Raw genomic sequence first — 25,396 nt, 5'->3', positions numbered from 1 at the left:
GGATCTCAGACATCACGGCGCCGGAAGAGCACGAACCCGGCCGCCACGACCGCGACGATGCCCAGGGACATGCCGCCGAGGTACAGCCAGGGGTGTGGCAGGTCCGGGTCGGGGACCGTGGCCAGCACGGCGGCGCCGCCCTGGGTGGGCCAGAAGAGCAGCACCTTCTGCAACCAGTCCGGGAACAGGCCACCGAAGCCCGGGACGATGAAGACGATGCCCACCAGCGTGGCGAGGGCGCCCGCGGTGGACCGCAGGATGGTGCCGAGGCCGATCGCCAGCAGGCCGATCGCCGCCAGGTAGAGGCCGCCGCCGAGCACCGCCGGCAGCACGCCCGGGTCGCCCAGGCTCGCGTGCGGCGCGTCCCGGGCGGCGAGGATCAGCTGCCCGAGCGTGAACGCGGCCACCATCAGCACCTCGCCCACCACGACGGCCACCGCGGTGGTCAGCGCCACCTTGGCGGCCAGCAGCCGGCTCCGGCGGGGCGTCGCGTTCAGCGTGGTCTGCATCAGGCCGGTCGCGAACTCGGACGTGACCACCAGGATGCCCAGCACGCCGATGACCAGCTGCGCCACGATGTAGCTGCGCAGGCTCAGGCTGGTCGGGTCCCAGACGGCCTTGTCCTCGGGGCTCAGGTCCGGGTAACCGGCGCCGGACGCGCTGGCCGCGAGCGCGGTGATGCCGAGCCCGACCACGACGAGGCAGGCCAGTGTGTACCAGGTGGACCGTACGCTGCGAAGTTTGATCCACTCGGCGTGCAACGTGTTCGCGAAGCTCATCGCGCGACCTCCTGATACTCGACGCTGTCCCGGGTCAGTTCCATGAAGGCGTCCTCCAGCGAGGCCCGCTGCGGGGTCAGTTCGCTGAGAACGGCGCCGTGCGTGGCCGCCAGCGCGCCGATCTCCGCGCTGCTCAGGCCGGAGACGATCAAAGACGATTCAAGACTTTCGCGTACGGCGGCGCCGGCCGCCACGAGCCGGCGCGCGAACACCGCCCGATCCGGCGTACGCACCAGAACAGTGCCCTGACCGCCTCCGGTGACCAGCGCGTCCATGCTGGTGTCGGCGATCAGCCGGCCGCGCCCGATGACCACCAGGTGATCCGCGGTCTGCGCCATCTCGCTCATCAGGTGGCTGGAGACCAGCACCGCGCGGCCCTCGGCGGCCAGCGCGCGCATGAAGTCCCGGATCCACCGGATGCCCTCCGGGTCCAGCCCGTTCACCGGCTCGTCGAAGATCAGCACCCGCGGGTCGCCGAGCAGCGTCGCCGCGATGCCGAGCCGCTGCCGCATGCCGAGCGAGAACCCGCCGGTCCGCTTGCCGGCCACGCTCTCCAGCCCCGTACGGGCGAGCACCTCACCGACCCGGCGGCGGGGGATCCCGTTGCTCACGGCGAGCGCCAGCAGATGGTCGTACGCCTTCCGGTGTCCGTCCACCGCGCCCGCGTCCAGCAGCGCGCCCACCTCGGTGAGCGGCACCGGCAGGTCGGCGTAGCGGCGGCCGCCGATGGTGACCGATCCGCGGGTCGGCAGCGCCAGGCCGGTGATCATCTTCATGGTCGTGGACTTGCCCGCGCCGTTCGGCCCGAGGAACCCGGTCACCTGCCCCGGTTCGACGGCGAACGACAGGTCGTCCACGACGGTCTCGGAGCCGTACCGCTTGGTCAGCCCGCGAACCTCGATCCTTGTCATGCCGCAGAGCGTGACGCGCGTCTCTGACCCGGTCCTGAGTTGTTCTGGGAGAACTCTGTGAGGGCGAGACAGTATGGGGTTCATGGCGATCCCTCTGTCTCTGCTCGACCTCGCGCCGATCGCGTCCGGGCAGACCGCGCGCGACAGCTTCTCCGCCAGCATCGAGCTGGCCCGGGCCGCGGAGCGCGCCGGCTACCGCCGTGTCTGGTATGCCGAGCACCACAACATGTCCTCGATCGCCTCGTCCGCGACGAGTGTCCTGATCGGCTACGTGGCCGCGCACACCGACTCGATCCGCCTCGGCGCCGGCGGCATCATGCTGCCCAACCACTCGCCGCTGGTGATCGCCGAGCAGTTCGGCACCCTCGCCACGCTCTACCCCGACCGCATCGACCTCGGCCTGGGCCGCGCCCCCGGCAGCGACCAGGCCACCGCCCAGGCGCTGCGCCGCGACCACACGGCCGCCGACACGTTCCCGCAGGACGTTCAGGAACTTCAGGGTTTCCTCTCCGGCCACTCCCTGATCCCCGGCGTCGAGGCGGTGCCCCGCGCTCCCCGGCCGGTCCCGCTCTACATCCTCGGCTCGTCCCTGTTCGGCGCCCAGCTGGCCGCGGCCCTGGGCCTGCCGTACGCGTTCGCCTCGCACTTCGCCCCCGACGCCCTGCACCAGGCGGTCGCCGCCTACCGCGACTCGTTCCGCCCCTCCGAGCAGCTCGCCGAGCCGCACGTGATCGCCGGCGTCAACGTGATCGCGGCCGACGACCACGACGAGGCGGTCGCCCAGATGACGTCGTCCTACCGTGCGCGCACCCGTTCCTTCCTGACCCGGGGCCCGGTCCGCCGTAACTTCACGGACGCCGAGATCGACGACTTCCTTGCCTCGCCGGGCGGGCAGCAGCTGGCCCGGATGACCCGCTACACCGCGGTCGGCACCCCCGAGGAGGTCAAGGACTACCTGGAGTCCTTCGCCAAGGAGGCCGGCGCGGACGAGCTGATCACGGCTCACCACGCCCAGAGCGTCGAGGACCGCATCCACTCCATCGAGCTCGTCGGGGCAGCCTGACGGCGAGCTCGCCGGGGCAGCCTGACGGGCGCCCAGCTCTACGTGCTCACCGGTGGCTTCCGCAACCTGGCCGACATCCCGGACGCCGCCATGACCATCCCGGCTCCAGCACCTTCGACTCACCCCTGACGGACTTCGGCAACCTCTACTACTTCGCCTGGTACGTGGGCGTCGCCGTGATCGGCACGGTCCTGACCCGGGCTCTCCGCGACGCGGCCGCCCGCGCGCAGCCGGCCCCCGGCACCTGACCGAACCGGGCGGCGCCTCACGTCAGCCGCGCGGCCAGATCGGCAACGGCGTGTCCGTCGTAGCGGGTGAGCAGGTCACGCAGCGCCTTGGTGCACGATCGGTGGGCATCGCCGTGCACCTTGAGCGACCTGATCGTGGCGGTCCACTCCTCGTGCTCCGACGCCGCACGCGCGAGCAGGACCAGCACGGGGCCGTCACCGGTCCGCCGGAACAGCGCGCGCTGACTCGCCGGCCACCGGGCCACGATCTCCGCCAGGATCACCAGATGCATGGCCTGCCTGACGAGCCCCGGCTCGCCGAGGTGGATGAGCACGCGGACGTAGTACTGCCAGATCGTCAGCATGCGCTTGGACTCGCGCACGGACAGGTTCGGCTGGTCGTTCCACCGCTCGAGGATGCGCTTGCGGATCTCGTCGTCGTCCTCCACCACGGCCACCACCCGGTCGACGGTGGATTGCGTCAGCCCGTCCGGGTATGCCGGTTCCGGCCGGCTCGGCGCCGGTTCCGGCCCGGCGGCGGGCGTTCCGTCGACGCTGTCGGCCGGCGGGGTGGGGGAGGGCGCGGCGACCGGGGTCTCGGTCCGGGCGAGCAAGGAGTCGAGGAGCTTCTCGAGCACGGCCGGGCTCATCGCCGGGACCGGGACGTGGAGCTGCACGAGCTTGCGGAGGAAGCTCCAGCCGCCGCTCGGGTCGTCGCCGGAGACGGTCAGTTCCCGGAGGGCCGAGTACGCCTCGTCGAGGTGCGCTGCCACGGCCGTCGAGTCGAGACACAGCACGAATCGCGTCACCGGGAACGTCCTGGTCACGAAGAGGTTGATCGCCTCGAACACCTCGGCCGTCGTCCGCGGAGTGCACCGGTCGATGTCGTCGATGAAGACGATCACCTGATGACCGCACGCCTTCACCTCGCCGAGCAGGTCGAAGACGTCGTGCTGGGCGAGGTAGAGGTAACCCGACCGGGCATGGTGGTACGGGTCGCGCAACGACTCGTCGCCGGTCGCGGACGTGCCGCCGAACGTGCCGCTCTGTACCGGGCCGACGAAGAGATCCGCCGGCAGGAAGTCGGCGGCCGGGCGCCGGAGATAGCGGACGGCCGTGTGTAGCAGACCCGCCAGGAGGCCGGCCACGGCGACGAGGATCGCGATGTTGGACCCGGCGATGATGACGCCGGCGAGGTTGTAGGTGTCCGTCGACCGCGCCAGCTGCGCCACCAGGGGAGCGATCAGCGCCAGTGCCGCGGTGGCCAGCCACGGGGAGAGGACCGAACGGCGCAGGGAGCGACGCAGCCGCATGCGGTCGAGCCGCTTGATGTTGCGCTCGAACCAGAACCGCCGGGCCGACTCCTCGGTCGGCGTGATGACCTCACACGTCGCCTTCACCAGGGCTTTTGTGATCCCGGCCCACACCTGGCCGGCGTTCTCATGCGCCCACGGCTCGAACTGGACGGTGATCAGACCCGTCCGGCCCACCGCCGGCGGCGACCAGAGCGGCAACCCTCTGCCGCTGAGGGCCCGGTCGGCATCCCGGACGGTCATCTCGGCCGGCGGGTCGGCGTCCGGCTTCACCGTGCGGGGCAGGCGCGCCTGGATGAGTTCGACCAGGGTGCTCTTTCCCGTTCCCCACGCACCGTCGAGAGCCACGACGGTCGGCCCCGAGTCGTCGGGGTTCTGGCCGGGCTCGGTGCCCGGGTCGATCAGGTCGCTCAGGGCGGCTACCATCGCCTCCCGCCGCAGCACGTCGACAGTGGCCGGACGATCGCCGAAGCCCCGCGTCCCGACCCGCCACTCGCGGTCCGGCACCGGGGTCTCCGTGGCGGCCGTCCATCTCGCCGGGCGGGGGAAGTCCACCGGAGTGACAGGCGAGTAGCGATCGCGTCTCCGGAGGAACTCCGCACCGGCCTGGCCCGCCAGGCGGAGGAACCACCACCGGGCGTCGTCGTCGACGGCCGGAGAGCCGAGGTATCGCATCGCGGTGGCGGTCAAGGACAGCAGGTACTGACTGCGCCAGTCGTCGAATCCGAGTTCGTCGAGCGCTTCGTCGACCGAATCGGCGACCTGCCTCAACGCCGGGCGCAGGCGGGACGCGGACTCGCGCCGTGGCGCCACGAGATGATCCAGCAGCGCCGCGCGTTCGTCGATCGGCAGTGCGGAGAGCCGCGGAGCGAGGAGCGACAGCAGCAGCGTCGCGGGATCCCGGGTCACCGGGCCCTCCGGCTCGAACCTGGCGAGGTCGATCATCTGGAACGAGCGGGGTCGCGACCGGCCGTCGGCGATCGGGATGAGAACGTTGCCCGCGTGCAGGTCGCCGTGGGAGGGGCCGACGGCCGTCTCTATCCACACGGAGGCGCCGAGCTCCGGCAGGTCCGGCATGAGCGCTGGATTGGGAACGGCGGCCGACTTGGTTCCGCCGTCGAGAAAGCGCAGGTAGAGCAGGTCAGGCCGCAACAGGCCCAGATGATCCGCGACGGCCCGCGAGTTGCCGACCAATCGCATCTCGGCGCGCAGGAACTCGCCGGCGCCCTTCGGCACCGTCGCGCCCCGGGCGGTGCGCCAGCGTAGGACGACACTCCGGACAACCGCCTCGAAGCATTCGGCGAGGTCGGCCTCCGGCAGGTCGGCCAGCGCCCGCGAACCCTCCGGACCGGCCGGTGGTTCCAGGAACCACAGGAGGCCGCCGTCCGCGATCGGGAACGGCTCATATGCATGCTTCGGCAGGTGCTCGTCGACGAAACCGGTGGGCCCGAGCGACCTGGCCCGGTGGAGAAGGGCCGGTTCGTCGGTTTCCGTGCCTCGGGACAGCGCCCTCACCAGGACGCGGCGGCCCGCCTCTCGCGGCGCGGAAACGATCACCATGGCAAGGCGGGCCCCGGTGCGGCCGGTCGTCAGAGGTGGCGACGACGGCCAGCGGACCGTCAAGCCGCGCTCCTCGGCCCACGTCGCCAATGCCTCGGCGGCGGGCCCGCCGAGAGCCTGAACGACGTTGATGAAATCCGCGCCGTCGATCATCCAGGCACCTCGCGAGGATCAGACCGGGTGAGGCGCCCACCGTATCGAGAGGACCGGCGGCCATGGGTACCCGTTACGCAGGTGATCGCCGGATCAATTCATCTTGACAGGGAGGCGCGGATGGCGCGGTAGGCGGGCCACGGGACCGCCGGGCGGGAGAGCGACCGCTTCTCCAGGTAACGGTCGGTGGCGGCGCGCAGGGCGCGCACGGTTCGCAGCGTCTCCAGAGCGCCGGCGTTGCGGCCCCCGGCCGGCTCGATGAGGCGGTCGGGGCGCAGCAGGCCGTCGGCGTCGAGGGGGCCGCGGACCACGGCGTTGTGGATGCCGTCGAGGCCGTCGTCGTGCTGGTGCACCAGCAGGCTCGCCGGTCCGACGCCGGCGGCCGCCGCTGGACGGTAGCCGTCCGGGGAAGCCGTGACCGTGGTGCGGACCAGCGTCGGCGCGCCGGCCTCGTCGACCGTGGCGAGCACCGTGGTCGGGTAGGCGGCCAGCACCGGGGAGCCGAGCAGGGTGCCCGCGGCGGGCGGGGACGGCTGCGGCAGCGGGGCGGTGGTCACCGACGTCGGGGTCACCTTGATGAGCAGGCGCATGAAGTAGAAGTCGGTGAAGCGGGTCGCCGGCCAGGTGAGGTAGCGGCGGCTCCTCGGCTGACGTTCGAAGATCATCTTCCAGAAGTCGCCCAGGTCGCCGGACGGGTCGGTGTGGATCTCGGCGGGGCAGGTGGCGACGCCGCGGACCAGGATCTGCCGCGGGTCGGGGAGTCCGCTGGCCGTGGGGTCGGAGAAGAGCAGCGCCACCCGGGCGTCACGGCGCACGTTGAACGCCTTCTGCGGATAGCCGAGCGCCGTGGTCAGCAGGAAGCCGCCGTCGGGCGTGCGGATGCCCGAGGTGGGCCAGGCGATCGGCGTGCCGTCCCGGCTGAGGGTCGCGAACTCGCACGTGCGGTAGGCGTCGATCGTCTCGGGCAGCATGCACACACTCTAATTAGGAGTCGAGGCCGACGCCGAGGATCAGGAGTCGAAGCCGACGCCGAGGATCAGGAGTCGAAGCCGACACCGAGGATCAGGAGTCGAAGCCGACGCCGAGGCGGTCCAGGGTGCGCAGCCACAGGTTGCGGCGGCCGTTGTCGCGGTCGGCGCGGGCGATCGACCAGCGGGTCAGCTGGATGACGCCGTTGCGGACCGGCTCGGGCGGGAACGGGACCGGCTTGCGGCGGACCATCTCCAGGCGGGTCAGGTCGGTCGGCTGCCCGGTGAGCAGGTCGAGCATGACGTTCGCGCCGAAGCGGGACGCGCCCACGCCCAGGCCGGTGTAGCCCGCCGCGTACGCGAGCCGGCCGCCGTACGCGATGCCGTAGAACGGGCTGAACCGGCTGCACACGTCGATGACGCCGCCCCACTTGTGAGTGAAGCGAATGCCGTCGAGCTGGGGGAACGTGGCCGCGAAGTGCCGGGCCAGCCGCTGGAACGTCTCCTCCCGCTGGTCCCGGGCGGGACTGATCCGGCCGCCCCGGTAGTAGACGGCGTCGTAACCGCCCCACAGAATCCGGTCGTCCGTCGTACGCCGGAAGTAGTGGAACTGGTTTGCCGCGTCACCCAGGCCCTGCCGGTTGGCCCAGCCGATCGACGCGAGCTGCGCCGCGGTCAGCGGTTCGGTCATCAGCGCGTAGTCGTAGACCGGCACGACGTAGTGCTGGAGCCGCTGCAGCAGCTTGCCGTGCGCGCCCGTGGCGAGCGCGACATGCCGTGCGGTGACCTCGCCCCTCGGCGTGTCCAGGCGCAGCCCACCGCGGGAGGATGAGATGCCCAGCACGGGAGTGTTCTCGAAGATCCGCACGCCGAGCGAGAGGCACGCGCGACGCAGCCCCCAGACCAGCCGGGCCGGATCGACCATGGCACACCCGGTCCGGTCCCAGACCCCGCCGAGGAACCGCGGCGACCGCACCTCGGCCTGCACCGCCTCCCGGTCGAGGAAGCCGTCGGCGGAGGAGAGCGAGGCCAGCTGCCATGGAGCGGTGGCGACGACCAGCTCCCCGGTCAGCTCCCAAGCACAGTCGATGTCATACCGGACGATGGCGGAAGCGATGTCGGAGAGGTTGGAACGACCGAGCTCCTCCAGAAGAGGCAACGAGGAAGGAAAGTGACGGAGTCCGTTCTCATAGCCGTGCGTCAGCGACGCCGAGACGAACCCCCCGTTCCGCCCCGACGCGGCCCACCCCGCGGTGCCGGCCTCCAGCACCACGACGTCCCGGGCCGGGTCGCGTTCCTTGGCCAGCAACGCGGTCCACAGCCCGCTGTACCCGGCGCCGATGACGGCCAGGTCCGTGCGCAGCGGGCCGGCGAGCGGGTCGAGAGCCGGCGGCGCGCCGTCCTGAGAGAGCCAGTAGCAGGACGGAGCGGCGTCGGCGAGCGGGTCAGCCACGGCGGCGGCGCGGCCGGGAGCGCACCCCGGACAGCACCGCGATCAGCACCCCGACCGCGAAGATGAGTGTGCCCATGACGTTGACCTGCGGCGGCAGGCCGACCCGGGTGGCGCCCCAGATCCAGAGCGGGAACGTGACCGTGGTCCCGGCGGTGAAGTTGGTGACCACGAAGTCGTCGATGGACAGCGCGAACGCGAGCATCATGCCGGAGCCGACGGCCGGCAGGATCAGGGGGAACGTGACCCGCCAGAACGTCGTCCAGCCGGTGGCGCCCAGGTCGGCGGCGGCTTCCTCCAGCGACCGGTCCAGGGTGAGCACGCGGGCGCGGACCACCACGGACACGAACGAGATGGAGAACATGATGTGCGCGACGGAGATGGTGGTGACGCCGAGGCCGACGCCCATCGACACGAACAGGGTGAGCAGCGAGGCGCCCATCACCAGCTCGGGGGCGGACATCGCGGCGAACAGGATCAGGTTGACCGTGCCGGAGCCGCGGAACCGGTAGCGGCCCAGCGCGTAGCCGATGCCGGTGCCCAGCGCGCCGGCCACCACCGCGGTGATGATCGCGATGACCAGCGAGACCAGCAGCGCCTCGGTGAGCGCGTCGATGCCGAAGACCCGCCCGTACCACTTGAGCGTGAAGCCTTCCCAGGTCTGGTTGTAGCGGCCGGGGGTGTCGTTGAAGCCGAACGCGATCATGACCGCGACCGGCAGGGTCAGCCAGGCGACGACCACCCAGGTGTAGATGTGCAGCGCGCGGGAGTTCCTCATCGGGCCGCCACCTTCATCACGTCCTCGGTGCCGAGGGCTCGCGCATAGGTGAAGACCCCGATCAGGAGCACGGCCATGAGTACGAACGACAGCGCCGACGCCGTCGGATAGTCCGCCGTGGCCAGGTACTGCGCCTGGATGACCTGCCCGATCATCGTGGTGGACGAGCTGCCCAGCACCGCCGAGTTGACGTAGTCCGAGCTGGCCGGCACGAACGTCATCAGCACGCCGGCGAAGACCCCGGGCAGGGCGAGCGGGAGGATCACCTTGCGGAAGGCGGTGGCCGGGTCGGCGTACAGGTCGCGGGCGGCCTCGATGACCCGGGGGTCGATCCGTTCCAGGGCCACGTACACCGGCAGGACCATGAACGGCAGGAAGTTGTAGACCAGCCCGGCGATCACCGCGAACGGCGTGCCCAGCACGTGGAACGAGTCGCCGAGCAGGCCGATGTCCTTGAGCGGCCCGAGCACCGGCCCCTCGTCGGTGAGGATCTGCCGCCACGAGATGGTCCGCAGCACGAACGACACGAAGAACGGCAGGAGCAGCAGGAAGAGGTAGGTGGCCTTGCGCCGGCCGCCGTAGAAGGCGATCCAGTACGCGACCGGGAACGCCAGCACGATCAGCGCGATCGTGGCGATCGCGCCGTAGAGCAGCGACCGGAACAGCTGGGTCCGGTAGTTGCCGATGGCGTCCACATAGGTCTGCCAGTGGCCGGTGAACGCGTACCCGTTGACGATGTCGCCCTGCTGCAGCGACAGCGACAGCATGGTGATCATCGGCACCGCGAAGAACAGCAGCAGCCACAGCCCGCCGGGCAGGACCAGGAGGTAGGGCGCCAGGTTGCGGCGCAGGCGGCTCACCGCTTCACCCCAGCACGACGGGTTCGAAGACGCGCTGGAAGTCCTGGTACTCGGCCGGGGTGGCGAAGTTGCGGTAGTAGTGCAGTTTCGCGTAGTCGGCCTCGGTCGGGAACACCAGCGGGCTCTCCGCGACCGCGGTCAGGGTCTTCTTGTCGTCGCCGGTGGCGGCCGCCGCCTTCTGCTTCATCAGTTCCTGCGTGGCCGGCACCGGCGTCACGTAGTTGATGTAGGCGGCCACGTCGGTGGCGACCTCCGGCCGGTAGAAGTAGTCGATCAGGGTGAGCGCGGACACCGCGTTCGGCGCGGTGATCGGGATGGAGAAGTTGTCCGTCCAGATCGTGCCGCCCTCCTCCGGGATGATGAACTTGAAGTTCTTGCCCTCGGAGACGTTCTTCTGGAACACGTCGCCGGACCACGCCTGGGTGATCCACACCTCGCCCTTGCCGAGCGCGTCGATGTAGCTCTGGTCGTAGTAGTTGCGCAGGATGCCCTGCGACTTCTGTTCCTTGAGCTTGTCGGCCGCCTTCTTCCAGTCGTCCGGGGTGGACTTGCCCGGGTCGATGCCGAGCACCAGCAGCCCGAAGTTGGCGAGTTCCTGCGTGTCGGAGAACATGCCGACCTTGCCCTTGAACTTCGGATCCCACAGGTCGGCCAGCTTGGTGATCTCGCGGCCGGTCTTCGCCGGGTCGTACGCGATGCCGGTGATCCCGGACGTCCACGGCACGCTGTAGACGTTGCCCGGGTCGAAGGCCTCGTTCTTGTACGCCGGGCCGGCGTTCTTCGCGTAGTTCGGCAGCTTGGCCAGGTCCAGCGGCGCGAGGAAGCCGGAGTCCTTGAACTGCTTGAACTGCACGCCGTTGGTGATGATCTGGATGTCGAACCCGATCGGCTGCTTGGCCGCCAGCTGCGGTTGCACCTTGGCGAACCAGGGGCCCATCTCCTGGATGACCTCCTGGTAGTTCACCGTGATGCCGGTCTCGGAGGTGAACGCCTTGAGCTCCGGCTGCTTCGGGTCCATGTAGAGCGGCCAGCTCGCCACGTCGACGTGCTTGGTGGCGGTCTTGCCCTCCCAGAACTTGGCGACCGCGTCCGGGGCGGGGGCGCTGGCACCGGGGTTGCCCTGGCCCTTGACGCCACAGGCGGCAAGGAAGGCGCTGAACGAGGCGAGCCCGCCCATCCGAAGGGCGTCCCGGCGGCCGAGGCGACGCTGGGTCATGCCACGCCAGAGCTGGCCAGAAGAGTGGAGGGAATTCATCAGACTCCGATCGGATACGAGTGCTGCGCGTTCCAGTAGAGGAAGACCTTGTCGCCGCGTACGGCGAGATCGTCGGCGTTGGCCGCGTTCTGGTCGAAGACCGTGAACTCGGGGCCGGCCGCCGTCGTCACGGCGTAGTTGGTCGAGGTGCCGTGGTAGACGACCTCGCTGACCGTGCCGGCGACGACCGAGCAGTCGCTGGGCGCCTCGGTGCCGCGCTCCAGTTCGATCTTCTCCGGGCGTACCGAGATCTCCAGCTTGTCGCCGACCGCGACCGAACCCGGAACCGGCACCAGCACGCAGTCGCCGGGCGCGGAGGAGAGCGTCGCGATGCCGTCGTCGATGCTCCGCACCTCGCCCTCGAGGAGGTTGGAGGTGCCGATGAAGCCGGCCACGAACCGGGTAGCCGGCTTCTCGTAGATCTCCCGCGGAGTGCCCAGCTGGTCGATCCGCCCGCCCTGCATGACCGCGATCCGGTCCGACATCGTCAGCGCCTCGCCCTGGTCGTGGGTGACGTAGACGAAGGTGATGCCGACCTCGCGCTGGATCCGCTTGAGCTCGACCTGCATCTGCTGGCGCAGCTTCAGATCCAGCGCGCCCAGCGGCTCGTCGAGCAGCAGCGCCCGCGGCCGGTTGACCAGCGCCCGGGCCAGCGCGACCCGCTGCTGCTGGCCGCCGGACATCTCCCGCGGCGCCCGCTTCTCCATGCCGGTCAGCGACACGATCTCGATGATCTCGCCGACCCGGCGGGTGATCTCGGCCTTGGCCACCTTCCTGCGCTCCAGGCCGAAGCTGACGTTCTGGAACACGGACATGTGCGGGAACAGCGCGTACGACTGGAACACCATGTTGACGTCGCGCTTGTTCGGGGCGACGCCCGTGACGTCCTTGCCGTCCAGGAAGACGGTGCCGGCGCTGGGGTCCTCGAACCCGGCGATCATCCGCATCGTGGTGGTCTTGCCGCAGCCGGACGGGCCGAGCAGCGAGAAGAACTCGCCCTGCCCGATGGCCAGGTCGAGCGTGCGCACGGCGTGGACGGTCTCGCCGTGGGACTGGAACTCCTTGTGTACGCCGACGAACTCGATCGCGGGGGTGTCGCTCATCCGGGGGTACCTCTATCAGCCGACGTTGTGCATCACATGCTTGATCCGGGTGTACTCGTCGAACCCGTACGCGGAAAGGTCCTTGCCGTTCCCGGAATGCCCGAAGCCCCCGTGCGGCATCTCCGAGACGAACGGGATGTGCGTGTTGACCCAGACGCAGCCGAAGTCGAGGCGCCGCGTCATGCGCATCGCCCGGCCGTGGTCGCGGGTCCACACGCTGGCGCTCAGGCCGTACCGGACGTCGTTGGCCCAGCGCACCGCCGCGTCCTCGTCGTCGAACTCCTGGACCGTGACGACCGGCCCGAAGATCTCGTCCTGCACCATCTCGTCGCGTTGCTCCAGCCCGGTCACGACGGTCGGCTCGATGAAGTAGCCGCGGTCGCCGAACTGCCGGCCGCCGGTCACCACCCGGGCGTGTTCCGGCGCCCGGTCGAGGAACCCCAGAACCCGGCCCAGCTGGTTCGCGTTGTTGACCGGGATCACCTCCTGCCGGGACGCGGCCTCCACCAGCGCCTCGGTGAAGTCGGCGGCGACGCCGCGGTGGACCAGCACCCGGGAGGCGGCGGTGCAGTCCTGCCCGGCGTTGAAATACCCCGCGTCGGCGATCCGCGCGGCGGTCGACGCGAGGTCGGCGTCGTCGAAGACCACGACCGGCGCCTTGCCGCCGAGTTCCAGGTGCACCTTCTTGAGGTCGGCGGCGGCCGCGGCGGCCACCTCCATCCCGGCGCGGGTCGATCCGGTGATGGAGACGAGCGCGGGGTCCGGGTGGGCGATCAGGTCGCGGCCGGTGTCCCGATCACCGCACACCACGTTGAGTACGCCCGGCGGAAGCACCTCGGCGGCGATCTCGGCCAGCAGCAGCGTGCTCACCGGCGTGGTGTCGGACGGCTTGAGCACCACCGCGTTCCCCGCCGCGATGGCCGGGGCGAACTTCCACACCGCCATGACCATCGGGTAGTTCCACGGCGCCACCTGCGCGCAGATCCCGATCGGCTCGCGGCGCACGTACGACTCGTACCCGCGAAGGTATTGCCCTGCCGACCGTCCCTCGAGCAACCGTGCCGCCCCGGCGAAGAACCGGAGCTCGTCCAGCAGCGGGGCCATCTCCTCGTCGCGGGTCAGCCCGACCGGTTTGCCGGTGTTGCGGCACTCCGCCTCGATGATCTCCCCGGCCCGCGCCTCGACCTTGTCGGCGAGCCGCAGCAGGGCCAGTTGCCGTTCGGCCGGCGTCGCGTCACGCCAGGTGGCGAACCCGTCCCGGGCCGCCGCCATCGCCGCCTCGACGTCTTTGCCCGTGGAGAGCGGCGCATGCGCATACGTCTCTCCGGTCGCCGGGTCGATCACGGGGGAGGTGGCGCCGTCCGCCGGGTCCGTGTAGGTCCCGCCGATGAAGTTCCGCAGCACGGGCAGCGCATCGCTCACGGTCGGTCCTCCTGCCCTCACTGACGTGGGGGGACCTTGACATAGAGAACCGTCCGGAGACAAGGGAATCCGAACTATTTTGCAGAGCCGAAACGGAATCAGCCGCCGATGGATTCATCGACGGCTGATTCCGGTGACGATCGCGTAGGCCCCGCCGGAAAGCGCACCGGCCACGCGAACCGTCGTTTTGTCTTACTTCTGCCCGGCGACCTCGTACAGCTTCTCCGGGGAGACCGCGCCGACCAGGACCCGGCCGTCGTCGGTCAGCAGCGCGCTGAACAGCGTGCTGGACAGCAGGTGCCCGCTGCCCCAGGCGCCCTTGACCTCGGGCAGGCTCTTCAGCACGCCCTCGAGAGCGGCGGCCTCCTGGCCACCGGCCTTGGCGTCCGAGCCGGCCTTGCCGTCCGAGCCGGTCTTCGGCGCCTTCGCGACGTACACCGACGTCCAGCCCTCACCGACGACCTTGGAACCGGCCGGCTCCTTGCCGGCCGCGGCCGGGGCGCCGTGCTGCTTCTTCGCCTCGGCGGCCTTCTTCTCCCCCTCCGCCTGCAACTGCTCCGGCGTCTGGGTCTCCACCTTCGCGCCCGGCGGCGGGTTGAACTTGAACTGCTCCGCGTCCGGCTTGGCGAAGCTGATCTGCTGGAACGCCACCCGGACGGCCGGGTTGTTGGCGTCCTTCGCGTAGACGTCCACCCGCAGCGGGATGTGCTCCTTGGCGTCGATCGCCAGGCGCACCTGGCCGATCAGCGACGCCTTGTCCTTCGGCGCGAGCACCAGCTCGTAGGCGTCCCGCCCGGCCACCTCGGCCGCACCGGTCGTGCTGACCGCCGTGGTCGGGTCGATCGCCGCCAGCGCGGCGTCGGCCGCCTCCTGCGGCGTCGACGGCAGACCCGTCGGCGACGCGGCCGGCTGCTTCGTCTTGCCCTCGGGCACCGTCAGGTGCGAGGCGGTGTTGCCGGCGCTCCGCCAGATCCAGACGTCCTTGCCGTTCCGGATCACGTCGGTCTGGCCGAGCACACCCTGGATCGCGATGCGGGCCTGATCCTCACCGGCGTACCAGACCCGGGCGGTGTTGCTGCCCGCGATCAGCTTGGTGAGCTCGTCGCCCTGGCCGGTGACGCCCGGGATCGACGGAACGCCGAGATCGGCGGTCTGCACGATCGTCCCGGACAGGCCGTCGACCTTCGCGTTCTGTACATCGACCAGCAGCTGGGCCGCGCTGCGCTCCGGCAGGGCCGGGTCCGCACTGGCGACGATGGTGCCTGCCGCCGCGCCGCCACCGATCACCACGACCGCCGCGGCCGACGGCACCAGCCAGCGCAGTACCGGCCTGGACCTAAGAACGTTCACTACGTCCACCTCCCGTTGTCTGCCACCACCATGCTCCGGCAGCGCTGTGACTCCGCTGAGAAGGTCCCCTAGGGGTGGCCCCGCGCATGCCACAGTTGGCAGGTGCGGTTACTGGTGGTGGAGGATGAGGAACGGCTGGCCGCGGCGTTGCGCCGCGGGCTGCAGGCCGAGGGCTTCGCGGTGGACATCGCCGGGGACGGCCAGGACGGTCTGGAGATGGCCCGCCACGGCGGGTACGACGCGATGATCCTGGACGTGATGCTGCCCCGGCTCTCCGGCTACCGGGTGGTGCGGCAGCTGCGGGCCGAGCGGCACTGGCTGCCGGTGCTGATGCTGTCGGCCAAGGACGGCGAGTACGACCAGGCCGACGGGCTCGACTGCGGCGCCGACGACTACCTGACCAAACCCTTCTCGTACGTGGTGCTGCTGGCTCGTCTGCGCGCCCTGCTGCGCCGTGGCAGCCGGGAGCGCCCGGTGGTGCTGGCCCACGGCGACGTCGAGCTCGACCCCGCCGAGCGCCGGGTCCTGGTCGGCGGCAGCGAGGTGGCGCTGACCGCCCGCGAGTTCGCCCTGCTGGAGTACCTGATCCGCCACCCCGGCCAGGTGGTCTCCAAGACCGAGCTGCTCGACCACGTGTGGGACGCGGCGCTGGAGACCGCGCCCAACGCCGTCGAGGTGTACGTCGGCTACCTGCGCCGCAAGATCGGCCGCGAACGCCTGGAAACGGTGCGTGGCGCCGGTTACCGCCTCGCGGCCCTCCCTACCTCCTAGAAGGGCCGGCCCATGAGATGGTTCCGGCGGCTCAGCCTGCGCGCCCGGCTCACCGGCGTCTCGGTGGCCGCGCTCTGCGCCGGGCTGCTCGCCGGCGGGCTCGCGCTGATCGCGGTGCTCAACTTCGCGCTGCTGCGCACCATCAACGAGGACGCGCTGGACACCGCGAAGGCGGTCGCCGCGCTGGTCGAGCAGAACGCTCTCAGCGACCCCATCCCGGTCAGCCCGGGCATGCAGGTCCAGGTCGTCGACGACCAGGATCGGGTACGCGCGGTGAGCGCGACCGCCGACCGGCTGGTGCCGATCCTCTACCCGGACGAGCTGAAGGCGCTGTCCAGCGGCCGCGGCACGGTCATCGGCGGCGACCGGATCGGGGTGGACGGCGCGGTCCGGGTGGTCGCGGTCGACGCGCGGCAGGGCGCCGACACCGTGCACGTCCTGGTCGCCCGCAGCACCGCCGACGTGGCCGCCGGCATCCGGCTGCTGCGGATCACCCTGCTCGTGGTGTTCCCGCTGCTCATCCTGGTGCTGGCGGTGGTGTCGTGGCAGGTGGTGGGCGCGGCGCTCAGCCCGGTCGAGGCGCTGCGCTCCGGCGCCGAGGAGATCACCGGCCGGGCCCGCACCGACCGTCTGCCGGTGCCCGACTCCAGCGACGAGATCCACCGGCTCGCGGTCACCCTGAACGACATGCTGCGCCGGCTGGACGCGTCCCGGGCGCGGCAGCGGGCGTTCGTGGCCGACGCCGCGCACGAGTTGCGCAGCCCGCTGACCACCATGCGGACCGAGCTGGAGGTGGCCCAGCGGCTGCCCGACGACACCGACTGGCCCGGGCTCTCCGCCGACCTGCTCACCGATGTGGAACGGCTCAGCCGGCTGGTCGACGACCTGTTGCTGCTCGCCCGCGCCGACGACGCCGCCACCCGCCCGGTGGCACGGATCCAGGAGATCCCGGTGGGGGAGTTGCTCTCGGCGGTGGCTTCCCGCTACCCGTCCGTACGCGTTTCTCTCCCGCCCGCGCCGGTGCTCGTGGCGGGGGAGCCCGACGCGTTGAGCCGGGTGGTCGCGAACCTGCTGGACAACGCCGTCCGGCACGCCTCCACCTCGGTCGAGGTGACTCTGTCGTCCGAACCGTCCTGGGGTCTGATCACGGTGACGGACGACGGCCCCGGCATCCCGGAGGGCGACCGGGAGCGCGTCTTCGGCCGTTTCACGCGGCTCGACGACGCCCGCGCGCGGGACGCGGGCGGCTCCGGGCTGGGCCTCGCGATCGTCCGGGAACTCCTTCGCCAGCATCACGGAACCATTACCCTCGGTGACGCCGAGCCGGGCCTTCGGGTCGAGGTCAGATTGCCGAAATCGTAGGGAACTTTTCCGCCTCGGCTGCCGACCAATGGCCGTACGTCTCATACGTCTGGAAGGCCGAGAGAAGATGACCTTGTTCAAGCGGGCCGCCGTGGTGGCCGGAGCGGTCGCCGCGCTCACCCTCGCGATCGCCGCCCCCGCATCCGCGCACGTCAGCGTGAGCTCCGCGAGTGCCACGCAGGGCGGCTACTCGAAGGTGACCTTCCGCGTCCCGAACGAGAGCGACACCGAGTCCACCACGAAACTCGAGGTGAACCTGCCGATCAAGGAGGCCCCGGTGGCGTCCGTGTCGGTCAAGCCGGTGCCCGGCTGGACGCCGGTCGTCACCAAGAGTCCGCTGGACAAGCCGCTGGAGGCCCACGGCACCCAGATCAAGGAGGCCGTGTCCAAGATCACCTGGACGGCGACCGGCGACGCGGCCATCAAACCCGGCCAGTTCCAGGAGTTCGACGTCTCGCTGGGCCCGCTGCCCGAGGTCGACCAGATGGTCTTCAAGGCCCTGCAGACCTACTCCGGCGGCGAGGTGGTCCGCTGGATCGACGAGCCGGTCGCCGGCGCCGAGCCGGAGAGCCCCGCGCCCGTCCTGAAGCTCGCCAAGGCCGCGCCCGAGGGCACCGCCCCGGCCGCGGCGACCGGCCCGGCCGTCACCGCCGAGGGGCCCGCCGCCGAGGAGTCGTCCAACACCGGCACCGTCCTGGGCGCGGGTGGCCTGGCACTCGGCGTGATCGCGCTGATCATCGCGCTGCTCGCCTACCGCCGGTCGAACCGCACGCCCGCCGCGGCGCCGGCCACGGCTCCCGACAAGGTCTCCGCGGGCAAGTAACGCGTTCCGGGTCCGGGCGGATCAGGAGGCGTACCGCTTCTCCGCCCGGGCCCGCGCCTTGACGGCCTCGACCTCGCGGTCCTTCTTCGGCCCCACGTTGACGAGCTCGTCCAGCAGTTCCTCGGTCGCCCGGGCCACCGCGGCGACCGCCCGGTCGAAGGCCTCCTGGTTGCGCTGGCTGGGCTTGGTCGCGCCGGCCACCTTGCGGACGTACTGCAGGGCGGCCGCGTGCGTCTCGTCCCGCGTGGCCGGAGGCTCGAAGTTGTTCAGCGGTCGAATGTTTCGGCACATGAAACCCGAGTTTACGCTCCGCGGCCCCGCCCCTCGACACCGTCGATCCCGTGCCGGGGCTGCTGCGACCTGCACCGAGACGCCGGCATCAGGGGCATTCAGAGGTAGCTGACGCCGGTCAGTTCTTCGGCGGCCGCCCAGAGCCGTCTGCCGACCGACGGATCGGCCGCCTCCCGGCTGAGCCGGGCCTCGGTGACCCGGCCGCGTGTCTCGCCGAGCCCGCCCGGGCCGAAGAACTGACCGCCGCGCACGCCGGGATCGGTCGCGGCACGCAACTGCGGCAGCGCGCCCTGCTCGACCGGCTGGGTGACCAGCAGACCGGCCCACGCGATCAGCCGTCCCAGCCGGGGACGGTGCTCCCAGGCCCGCGGGGTCAGGTTGGTGCGGGTGAGACCCGGGTGGGCCAGCGTGCTGACGATCGGCGATCCGGCGGCGCGCAGCCGGCGGTCCAGTTCGAGGCCGAAGACCGTGGTGGCGAGCTTGGACCGGCCGTACGCCGGGGAGGCCCGGTAGGCACGCTCGAACATCAGGTCGGCGAAGTCGAGATGCGCGCGCTTGTGGGTGATCGAGCTGAGGCTCACCACCCGTGGCGCCCGGGCCGCGGCCAGGCTGCCGAGCAGCAGGCCGGTCAGCGCGAAGTGGCCCAGCATGTTGGTGCCCAGCTGCAGCTCGAAGCCGTCGGCGGTCGTGCGGCGCGGGCCGAGCAACACCAGGCCGGCGTTGTTGACCAGCAGGTCGATCGCCGGGTGGTCGGCGGCCAGCTTGGCCGCGAAGTCCCGCACCGAGGCCAGCGAGGCCAGGTCCAGCTCGCGGACCTCGGTGTCGCCGCCGATCCGGCGGGCGGCCTCCTGGCCGGCGGCGGTGTTGCGGACGGCCAGCACGACGCGGGCGCCGTGGCGGGCCAGCTCGGTCGCGGTGATCAGGCCGAGGCCCGAGTTCGCGCCGGTCACGACGGCGACCCGGCCGTGCTGGTCCGGGATGCGGTCGGCGGTCCATCCGGTCATCTGCTGCTCCTTCGCTCGGATGTGGCAGACCGACGCTAAGAGCCGCGGAAGAAGGTTCGGTCGTACTCGGCTGCCTAGGTCTGGAAGACCTACCGTCGGTGGACCGGGCCGCGGCACACTTGCGGCATGGCCCATCCGTACGCTCGTGAGCTCGGCGATTTCCTGCGTGCCCGGCGCAGCCGGCTGAGTCCGCGTGACGTCGGCCTGGAGCCCGGCGGCCGGCGCAAGGTGACCGGGCTGCGGCGGGAGGAGCTGGCCCTGCTGGCCGGGCTGAGCACCGACTACTACCAGCGGATGGAACAGGGCCGGGAGGTGCACCCGTCCGACGACGTCCTGGACGCCCTCGCCGGAGCGCTCGGCCTGGACGACCAGGAACGCCGGCACCTGTTCACGCTGGCCCGTGCGGCCCGCAGGCCGATGCCCGGCCCGGTGGACCATGTCCGGGAACAGGTGCCGGACAGCACCCGGCGGCTGCTCCGAGTGCTGGACACCCCCGCGGTCGTGCTCGGCCGGCACCTCGACCTGCTCGACTGGAACCCGATGGCGGAGGCCCTGCTCGGCGACCCGGGCGACTACCCCGGCGACCGGCTCAACATGCTGCTGCTGATGTTCGACGACACCCGGACCGGTCAGCACAGCTGCCCCGGCTGGGAGCAGCAGGCCCTGGACTACATCGGAATGATGCGCGCGGCCGTCGCCACCGACCCGACCCATCCGCGCGCCACCGCGATCGTCGGCGAGCTGAGCATCCGCAGCGCCGAGTTCCGGCGGTTGTGGGCACGCCACGACGTCCGCGAGTCGGTCAGCGGCACCAAGATCTTCCGGACGCCCGAGGCCGGCGACATCACCCTGGCCTGGGACACCTATCCACTGCCCGGCAACCCCGGCCCTGTCATGCTGGTCTTCACCACCGAACCGGGCAGCCCCGATGCCGACCGCCTCCAGCTGCTGGCATCACTGCACGCGACCCGCTCTGCCAGGCCGCGTCCCATGCCCTCCGCGGGCTACTAAGTCCTGTCCCGTGGATCACCCGGGTGCGAGGCGCGCTCTGGGCCCTCCGCAGCCCTGGGTGATCCACGAGACAGGACTTGGGTCGCGTTTCAGACCCCGGCCACGGCGGTGGTCATGTCGAGGACGAAGCGGTAGCGGACGTCGTTGCGGGCCAGGCGGTCGAGCGCCTCGTTGACCCGCCGCTGCGGCAGGATCTCGATGTCGGCGGTGATCCGGTGGCCGGCGCAGAAGTCGAGCATCTCCTGGGTTTCGCGGGTGCCGCCGCTGCCGGCGCCGGCGAGGGTCTTGGCGCCCTGGATGAGGCTCAGCGGATTGACCGAGAGGTCGCCCTCGGGGATGCCGACGACGCAGAGGGTTCCGTCCATGGCCAGGGCGGCCACGTAGGGCTCGATGGAGTGCGGCGCCCCGGCGGTGTCCAGGATCAGATCGAAGCGGCCCCGCTGGGCGGCCATCTGCTGCTCGTCGGTGGAGAGCACCACGTCGTCGGCGCCCAGGGCGCGCGCCTCGGCCGCCTTGTCGAGGGTGCGGGTGAACTGGACGACCTCGGCGCCCAGGTGGTGGGCGATCTTCAGGGCCAGGTGGCCGAGTCCGCCCATGCCGACGATGCCGACTCGCTTGCCGGGGCCCGCGCCCCAGCGCTTGAGCGGGACGTAGGTGGTGACTCCCGCGCACATCAACGGCGCGACGGCGGCGGGGTCGAGCCCGGCGGGCAGGTGGTAGGTGAACTTTGCCGGCAGGACGTACTCGGAGGAGTAGCCGCCGCGGGTCGGCATCCCGTCCTTGGGGTCGACATTGCCGTAGGTGAGCGTCGGGAACCGCGCGCACCAGTTCTCCCGGCCGGCCAGGCAGGGCCCGCACTCGCCGCAGGAGTCGATGATGTTGCCGACGGCGACCTTGTCGCCGATCCGGAAGCCGGTCACCGCAGCGCCCACGGCGGTGATCTCGCCGGTCATCTCGTGGCCCGGCACCAACGGGTCGTCCCCGCGGTGGCGGATGGCGGAGATGTCGCTGGAACAGACCCCGCAGTACTCGACGCGGACCGCGACGTCGTCCTCGCGCAGGTCACGGCGCTGAAAGGCCCAGGGGCGCAGCGGTGCGTCCCTGTCCAGCGCGGCCCATCCGATGGTGTCCCTCATGACGTCACTCCCGTCGCAGCAAACGAACTGGTTCGTTCGCCACGGTAGGCGATGTGCCGCCCGATGACAAACGAACGAGTTCGTTTAGGATGTGACCATGGTTGACAGGTCCCAGGCCAGCCGCCGTCGCCTGCTGGACGCGGGCGCCGTGGAGTTCGCCGCGTACGGCGTCGCCGGCGCGCGGGTCGATCGCATCTCCGCCGATTCCAAGGTCAGCAAGGCCCAGATCTACTCCTACTACGCGGGCAAGGAACGGCTGTTCGACGCGGTCCTCGAGGACCAGGTCAACGACATCCTGGACAAGGCGCCGCTCACCGCCGACCTCCCCGACTACGCGGTCCGGCTCTACGACGCGTACCTGGAGCACCCTCAACTGGTCCGGCTGGCCACCTGGGCGCGCCTCGAACGCACCCCGGCCGGCCCGCTGTTCCCCCGGACCGACGAGTCCACCAAGATCGAGGTGATCGCCGCGGGCCAGCGGGCCGGCGAGATACGCGCCGACATCCCCGCGGCCGACATCCACTCCCTGGTGATCGCGATGGCCATGACCTGGTCGCCCAGCAGCCTGACCCACACCGCGACGCCGGCCGACCCGGCCGAGGACCACCACCGCCGGCGGACCGGCCTCGCCGCCGCCGTCCGTGACGCGTTCATGCGCAGAGAGACCTAGGCGCTGCGGCCGCTCCGACGACGACCGCCATCGGTGAGGACGCCCGATCACGGCTGTGAAAGCTGGGCGCGCACGTCCTCGGCCTCGGGGTGGCCGATGTCCTCCAGGATGGACAGCGCCTCTCGCCAGGACCGCCCGGCCGCCTCGCGGTCACCCGAGGCGTGCTGGGTCGTGCCCTGGTTGCGCAGCGTGTCCGCGATCTTGTAGCGGTCGTCCAGCCGCCGATAGAGCACCAGCGCCTGGCGGTAGTTGTCGGCGGCCTCGGACCACTCCCCGAGATGGTGGCGCGCGAAGCCGAGCGTGTCCCAGGTGGCCGCCTCGCCGTCCACGTCGCCGATCCGCCGATGCAGGGTGAGCGACTCCAGCGCGTAGCCGACCGCCTCCGCCGGCTCGCCGACCTGGACGAGCAGGTAGGCGACCGAGTTGGAGGCGCTGGCCATGCCAAGCGTGTGGTCCACGCCGCGGAACAGTTCCAGCGCCCGCCGCGCGTGCGCCACCGCGTCGGGCGCCCGGCCCATCAGCGACAGCAGCGGTGACAGGTTGTCGTGGGTGATCGCCTCGCCGTCCGCGTCCCCGACACGGCGGTAGATCTGCAAGGCCCGCCGGTAGTGGAGGTCCGCGTCCTGGAGGCGGCCCAGACGCTGCAGCACCCGGCCCAGACTGCGGTGGGCGTCGGCCTCCCCGCCGCGGTCGCCCCGCCGCTGAGCCGCTTCCAGCGCGGCCCGCTGGGCGGTCTCCCAGTCGTGCCACAGTCCTCGGCGCAGCTGGAACGTCGTCAATGTCCAGGCCAGCCGGCCGATCAGCTGGTCCAGGCCCAGCTCGGCACTGCGCCGGATGGCGGCCAGCACGGCGTGGTGCTCGGTCGCGAACCACTCCTCTGCCTGCTCGTAGGAGTCGAGCGCCTCCACCACCGCACCGGGAGCGACCGGGCCCGGATCCATCGGCTCCCGGCCGGGGAACAGCAGCAGGGCGGCCTCCTTGCCGGTGTGCACGAAGTGATCCAGGACCCGGCGAAGAGCCTGCTGCCGCTCGGCCGGTGGGTCGATCGCCTCGGCCAGTTCCGCGGCGTACGCGCGGAGCAGGTCGTGCATGCCGTACCGGCCCGGCTGGTGCTCGAGAACCAGGTGCACGCGGGCCAGGCCGGCCAGCAGCATCCGGGTCCGGCGTACCGGCTCGCCGATCAGGCTGGCCGCGGTGGCCGCGCTGACGTCCGGCCCGCCGTGCAGACCGAGCAGGCGGAACAGCCGCGCCGCGCCGGCGTCGAGGGCGTGATAGGACCAGGAGAGGACCGCGCGTACGTCGCTGGCCGGATCGCCGGCCGCCAGAGCGTCGAGCGCGAGACGGGAGTCGCGCAGTTCGCCGGCGACCGCGGCCAGGGTGAACGACGGGTTGGTCGCGGCGCGTACCGCCACCACCGCCAGGGCCAGCGGCAGGCCGGCACAGCGCGCGGCGATCTCGGCCACCGCCGCCGGTTCGGCGTGGGTCCGCGGCCGGCCGATACGCCGGTCCAGCAGGTCGCCCGACTCGCGCGCGGAGAGCACCTCCAACATCACCGGGTACGCGCCCTGCGCGATCAGCCCGCCGAGGCTGTCGCGGCTGGTCACCAGGGCGAGGCTACGCGGGGTGCCGGGCAGCAGCGGACGCGCGTGCTCGGCGTTGCGGGCGTTGTCCAGCACGATCAGGATCTGCCGCTCGGCCAGCAGGCTCCGGTAGAGCGCGGTCCGCTCGCTCAGCGTCGACGGCACCCGTGGCGGCGGCACCCCCAGCGCGACGAGGAACCCGCTGACCGCCTCGGCGGCGGTGGCCGGCGAGCCTCGGGGGTCGAAACCGGCGAGGTTCACGTACAGCTGACCGTCGGGAAACCGGTCACGGACCCGATGCGCCCAGTGCACGGCGAGCGCGGTCTTCCCCACGCCCGCCGTGCCCGCGACGGTCGCCACCGCAGGAGTGCCGTCCCGGTCGAGCATCTCGTCCAGGCGTTTGAGTTCCACCGCGCGGCCCACGAAGCTGGTGACCTCGTGCGGCAGCTGCGCCGGCGCCGACGTGCCCGGCGGCTCCTCCCGATCGCCGCTCGGATCACGGCCCTGATCACCGCGAAGCACCGTCAGCTGGGCCTGCCGCAGCTCGGCGCCCGGCTCGATGCCCAGGTCACCCACCAGCCGCTGACGGACCTTGGTGAAGTGGTCCAGGGACTCGGCCGTACGGCCGGCGGCGTGCAGGGCCAGCAGGTAGGCCGCGGCGAGCGGCTCGACCAGAGGATGCTCGTCGACCAGCGCGGTCAGGTGGCCGAGGACGGCCTCGGCATCGCCGGCCGGGATCGCCAGCCGGGCCCAGCCGATCACCGCGTCCAGATGCTGCCGGCGCCACCTCTCCCTGACCTGCCTCGCCCACGGCCCGGGCAGGTCGGCCATGGGTTCGCCGTGGAAGAGCTCGACCGCCGCCCGCTGCAGCCGGGCCCGCTCGGCGACCGGCCGCTCCGGCTCCCGCGCCCGGCGCACCAGGTCGTTGAACCGGCCGATGTCCACACTCTCCGGTGGCGCATCCAGCTGGTAGCCGCCGGACCGCCGGATCAGCTCGGCCGGTTCGACCACCTGGCGGAGCCGGGCCAGGTGCGCCTGCAGCGCGCGGCGACCGCGTTCCGGCGCGGCCGGCCCCCAGACGCGGGCGATCAGCGTGTCGACCGGCACCGGGCGGCCCGCGTCCACGGCCAGGGCCGCCAGAACCAGCCGACGCTGCGGTGGTCCGACGTCGACCGGCTCGCCACCCCGGACCAGCTCGACCGGGCCGAGTAGCCGTAGCTCCCACACCGGCACGTGTCGAGGCTAATCGATCGCGCGGCGGGCAGGGGCCGGAGGACGGCGCTCGTATCAGAGTTCTCGAACTAGAGTTGACGTGTGGCGGATTGGTACGAGTCGGCGGTCGACCGGCAGCTGCGGGAGGCGCAGGAGCGCGGGGAGTTCGACAACCTTCCCGGCGCCGGGAAACCGTTGCGGGGCGCCGGCAGCGAGTGGTCGCGTCCGCTGGCGTGGTGTAAGAGGCGGCCAGCGCTGATCCGTGTGGGTTGATGTTAGGCGGCTATCTCGGCGGGTTCGAGGTCGGGTTGGGTGTCTTGGCTGGTGGTGATGGGTGTGAGGCG

General features: G+C 71.4%; 22 protein-coding genes. 7 read left to right on the top strand and 15 right to left on the bottom strand.

The annotated features are described in order from the left end of the window. Positions 1-5: 5 nt before the first annotated feature. The gene (locus tag QSK31_RS45085) at positions 6-779 is read right to left on the bottom strand and encodes an ABC transporter permease (protein ID WP_285691262.1); all 774 of its coding nucleotides are present in this window, start codon (positions 777-779) and stop codon (positions 6-8) included. Beyond that, positions 776-1,690: an ABC transporter ATP-binding protein gene (locus QSK31_RS45080; protein WP_285691261.1), complete on the bottom strand. Its 915-nt coding sequence runs from the start codon at positions 1,688-1,690 to the stop codon at positions 776-778. The genes QSK31_RS45085 and QSK31_RS45080 overlap by 4 nt, the downstream gene beginning before the upstream one ends. Before the next feature lie 82 nt (positions 1,691-1,772). Here QSK31_RS45080 and QSK31_RS45075 point away from each other — a divergent pair, with 82 nt between their 5' ends. Continuing rightward, positions 1,773-2,753 (top strand): LLM class flavin-dependent oxidoreductase, encoded by a 981-nt coding sequence (locus tag QSK31_RS45075; protein ID WP_285691260.1) that lies wholly within the window; start codon positions 1,773-1,775, stop codon positions 2,751-2,753. Between the two features lie 265 nt (positions 2,754-3,018). Here QSK31_RS45075 and QSK31_RS45070 read toward each other — a convergent pair whose 3' ends face one another. From QSK31_RS45070 to QSK31_RS45030, 9 genes are all read right to left on the bottom strand, one after another. Then, positions 3,019-6,006, bottom strand: a complete 2,988-nt coding sequence (locus QSK31_RS45070) for a P-loop NTPase fold protein (protein ID WP_285691259.1) — start codon at positions 6,004-6,006, stop codon at positions 3,019-3,021. A gap of 98 nt (positions 6,007-6,104) precedes the next feature. Continuing rightward, complete coding sequence (locus QSK31_RS45065) at positions 6,105-6,977, bottom strand: pyridoxamine 5'-phosphate oxidase family protein (RefSeq protein ID WP_285691257.1); 873 nt, start codon at positions 6,975-6,977, stop codon at positions 6,105-6,107. Between the two features lie 91 nt (positions 6,978-7,068). Continuing rightward, a complete protein-coding gene (locus QSK31_RS45060) occupies positions 7,069-8,427 on the bottom strand; it encodes an NAD(P)/FAD-dependent oxidoreductase (RefSeq protein WP_285691255.1) in 1,359 nt (452 codons plus the stop codon). Beyond that, positions 8,420-9,202: an ABC transporter permease gene (locus tag QSK31_RS45055; protein WP_285691253.1), complete on the bottom strand. Its 783-nt coding sequence runs from the start codon at positions 9,200-9,202 to the stop codon at positions 8,420-8,422. The genes QSK31_RS45060 and QSK31_RS45055 overlap by 8 nt, the downstream gene beginning before the upstream one ends. Further along, complete coding sequence (locus QSK31_RS45050) at positions 9,199-10,062, bottom strand: ABC transporter permease (protein ID WP_285691252.1); 864 nt, start codon at positions 10,060-10,062, stop codon at positions 9,199-9,201. The genes QSK31_RS45055 and QSK31_RS45050 overlap by 4 nt, the downstream gene beginning before the upstream one ends. Positions 10,063-10,066: 4 nt before the next feature. Next, the gene (locus tag QSK31_RS45045) at positions 10,067-11,278 is read right to left on the bottom strand and encodes a polyamine ABC transporter substrate-binding protein (protein ID WP_285691251.1); all 1,212 of its coding nucleotides are present in this window, start codon (positions 11,276-11,278) and stop codon (positions 10,067-10,069) included. 38 nt (positions 11,279-11,316) lie between these two features. Beyond that, positions 11,317-12,420: an ABC transporter ATP-binding protein gene (locus QSK31_RS45040; RefSeq protein ID WP_285691250.1), complete on the bottom strand. Its 1,104-nt coding sequence runs from the start codon at positions 12,418-12,420 to the stop codon at positions 11,317-11,319. Between the two features lie 15 nt (positions 12,421-12,435). After that, positions 12,436-13,842: a gamma-aminobutyraldehyde dehydrogenase gene (locus QSK31_RS45035; protein WP_285691249.1), complete on the bottom strand. Its 1,407-nt coding sequence runs from the start codon at positions 13,840-13,842 to the stop codon at positions 12,436-12,438. A gap of 192 nt (positions 13,843-14,034) precedes the next feature. Further along, on the bottom strand, positions 14,035-15,192 hold the full coding sequence (locus QSK31_RS45030) for a LolA family protein (RefSeq protein ID WP_285691248.1): 1,158 nt from the start codon (positions 15,190-15,192) through the stop codon (positions 14,035-14,037). A 102-nt stretch (positions 15,193-15,294) separates the two neighbouring features. Here QSK31_RS45030 and QSK31_RS45025 point away from each other — a divergent pair, with 102 nt between their 5' ends. The 3 genes from QSK31_RS45025 (at position 15,295) to QSK31_RS45015 (ending at position 18,148) form a co-directional block, all read left to right on the top strand. Further along, positions 15,295-15,963 carry a response regulator transcription factor gene (locus QSK31_RS45025; protein WP_285691247.1) on the top strand — a complete coding sequence of 223 codons (669 nt, stop codon included), beginning with the start codon at positions 15,295-15,297 and terminating at the stop codon, positions 15,961-15,963. Positions 15,964-15,975: 12 nt separating this feature from the next. Then, the gene (locus QSK31_RS45020; protein ID WP_285691246.1) at positions 15,976-17,325 is read left to right on the top strand and encodes a sensor histidine kinase; all 1,350 of its coding nucleotides are present in this window, start codon (positions 15,976-15,978) and stop codon (positions 17,323-17,325) included. A 67-nt stretch (positions 17,326-17,392) separates the two neighbouring features. Next, a complete protein-coding gene (locus QSK31_RS45015; RefSeq protein ID WP_285691245.1) occupies positions 17,393-18,148 on the top strand; it encodes a YcnI family protein in 756 nt (251 codons plus the stop codon). 21 nt (positions 18,149-18,169) lie between these two features. On the opposite strand, the gene QSK31_RS45010 is transcribed toward QSK31_RS45015, so the two are convergent. Then, positions 18,170-18,439, bottom strand: a complete 270-nt coding sequence (locus QSK31_RS45010; RefSeq protein ID WP_285691244.1) for a DUF2277 domain-containing protein — start codon at positions 18,437-18,439, stop codon at positions 18,170-18,172. Positions 18,440-18,537: 98 nt separating this feature from the next. Continuing rightward, positions 18,538-19,443, bottom strand: a complete 906-nt coding sequence (locus QSK31_RS45005; protein ID WP_285691243.1) for an oxidoreductase — start codon at positions 19,441-19,443, stop codon at positions 18,538-18,540. A 126-nt stretch (positions 19,444-19,569) separates the two neighbouring features. On the opposite strand from QSK31_RS45005, the gene QSK31_RS45000 reads away from it, so the two are divergent. Then, positions 19,570-20,454, top strand: a complete 885-nt coding sequence (locus tag QSK31_RS45000) for a helix-turn-helix transcriptional regulator (RefSeq protein WP_285691242.1) — start codon at positions 19,570-19,572, stop codon at positions 20,452-20,454. Between the two features lie 89 nt (positions 20,455-20,543). On the opposite strand, the gene QSK31_RS44995 is transcribed toward QSK31_RS45000, so the two are convergent. Further along, entirely contained in the window at positions 20,544-21,590 is a 1,047-nt protein-coding gene (locus tag QSK31_RS44995) for an NAD(P)-dependent alcohol dehydrogenase (RefSeq protein ID WP_285691240.1), read from the bottom strand. 97 nt (positions 21,591-21,687) lie between these two features. On the opposite strand from QSK31_RS44995, the gene QSK31_RS44990 reads away from it, so the two are divergent. Continuing rightward, positions 21,688-22,260 carry a TetR family transcriptional regulator gene (locus QSK31_RS44990; RefSeq protein WP_285691239.1) on the top strand — a complete coding sequence of 191 codons (573 nt, stop codon included), beginning with the start codon at positions 21,688-21,690 and terminating at the stop codon, positions 22,258-22,260. Between the two features lie 47 nt (positions 22,261-22,307). On the opposite strand, the gene QSK31_RS44985 is transcribed toward QSK31_RS44990, so the two are convergent. Then, entirely contained in the window at positions 22,308-25,073 is a 2,766-nt protein-coding gene (locus QSK31_RS44985; protein WP_285691238.1) for an AfsR/SARP family transcriptional regulator, read from the bottom strand. An 81-nt stretch (positions 25,074-25,154) separates the two neighbouring features. Here QSK31_RS44985 and QSK31_RS49360 point away from each other — a divergent pair, with 81 nt between their 5' ends. Beyond that, complete coding sequence (locus tag QSK31_RS49360) at positions 25,155-25,325, top strand: DnaJ family domain-containing protein (protein ID WP_502873115.1); 171 nt, start codon at positions 25,155-25,157, stop codon at positions 25,323-25,325. Positions 25,326-25,396: the final 71 nt, after the last annotated feature.

Origin of the sequence: Actinoplanes sp. NBRC 103695, from assembly GCF_030269485.1 — a bacterium.
In the GTDB taxonomy this organism is placed as follows: Bacteria; Actinomycetota; Actinomycetes; order Mycobacteriales; family Micromonosporaceae; genus Actinoplanes.
This window is presented reverse-complemented; position numbering and strand designations above follow the sequence as displayed.

Bases quoted from the DNA above. Each gene is read 5' to 3' on its own strand.
- QSK31_RS45075 (WP_285691260.1), top strand. From the start codon at position 1,773: ATGGCGATCCCTCTGTCTCTGCTCGACCTCGCGCCGATCGCGTCCGGG.
- QSK31_RS44995 (WP_285691240.1), bottom strand. From the start codon at position 21,590: ATGAGGGACACCATCGGATGGGCCGCGCTGGACAGGGACGCACCGCTG.
- QSK31_RS45010 (WP_285691244.1), bottom strand. From the start codon at position 18,439: ATGTGCCGAAACATTCGACCGCTGAACAACTTCGAGCCTCCGGCCACG.
- QSK31_RS45055 (WP_285691253.1), bottom strand. From the start codon at position 9,202: ATGAGGAACTCCCGCGCGCTGCACATCTACACCTGGGTGGTCGTCGCC.
- QSK31_RS45080 (WP_285691261.1), bottom strand. From the start codon at position 1,690: ATGACAAGGATCGAGGTTCGCGGGCTGACCAAGCGGTACGGCTCCGAG.
- QSK31_RS45045 (WP_285691251.1), bottom strand. From the start codon at position 11,278: ATGACCCAGCGTCGCCTCGGCCGCCGGGACGCCCTTCGGATGGGCGGG.
- QSK31_RS45000 (WP_285691242.1), top strand. From the start codon at position 19,570: ATGGCCCATCCGTACGCTCGTGAGCTCGGCGATTTCCTGCGTGCCCGG.
- QSK31_RS44990 (WP_285691239.1), top strand. From the start codon at position 21,688: ATGGTTGACAGGTCCCAGGCCAGCCGCCGTCGCCTGCTGGACGCGGGC.
- QSK31_RS45015 (WP_285691245.1), top strand. From the start codon at position 17,393: ATGACCTTGTTCAAGCGGGCCGCCGTGGTGGCCGGAGCGGTCGCCGCG.
- QSK31_RS45020 (WP_285691246.1), top strand. From the start codon at position 15,976: ATGAGATGGTTCCGGCGGCTCAGCCTGCGCGCCCGGCTCACCGGCGTC.
- QSK31_RS45085 (WP_285691262.1), bottom strand. From the start codon at position 779: ATGAGCTTCGCGAACACGTTGCACGCCGAGTGGATCAAACTTCGCAGC.
- QSK31_RS45005 (WP_285691243.1), bottom strand. From the start codon at position 19,443: ATGACCGGATGGACCGCCGACCGCATCCCGGACCAGCACGGCCGGGTC.
- QSK31_RS45070 (WP_285691259.1), bottom strand. From the start codon at position 6,006: ATGATCGACGGCGCGGATTTCATCAACGTCGTTCAGGCTCTCGGCGGG.
- QSK31_RS45065 (WP_285691257.1), bottom strand. From the start codon at position 6,977: ATGCTGCCCGAGACGATCGACGCCTACCGCACGTGCGAGTTCGCGACC.
- QSK31_RS45040 (WP_285691250.1), bottom strand. From the start codon at position 12,420: ATGAGCGACACCCCCGCGATCGAGTTCGTCGGCGTACACAAGGAGTTC.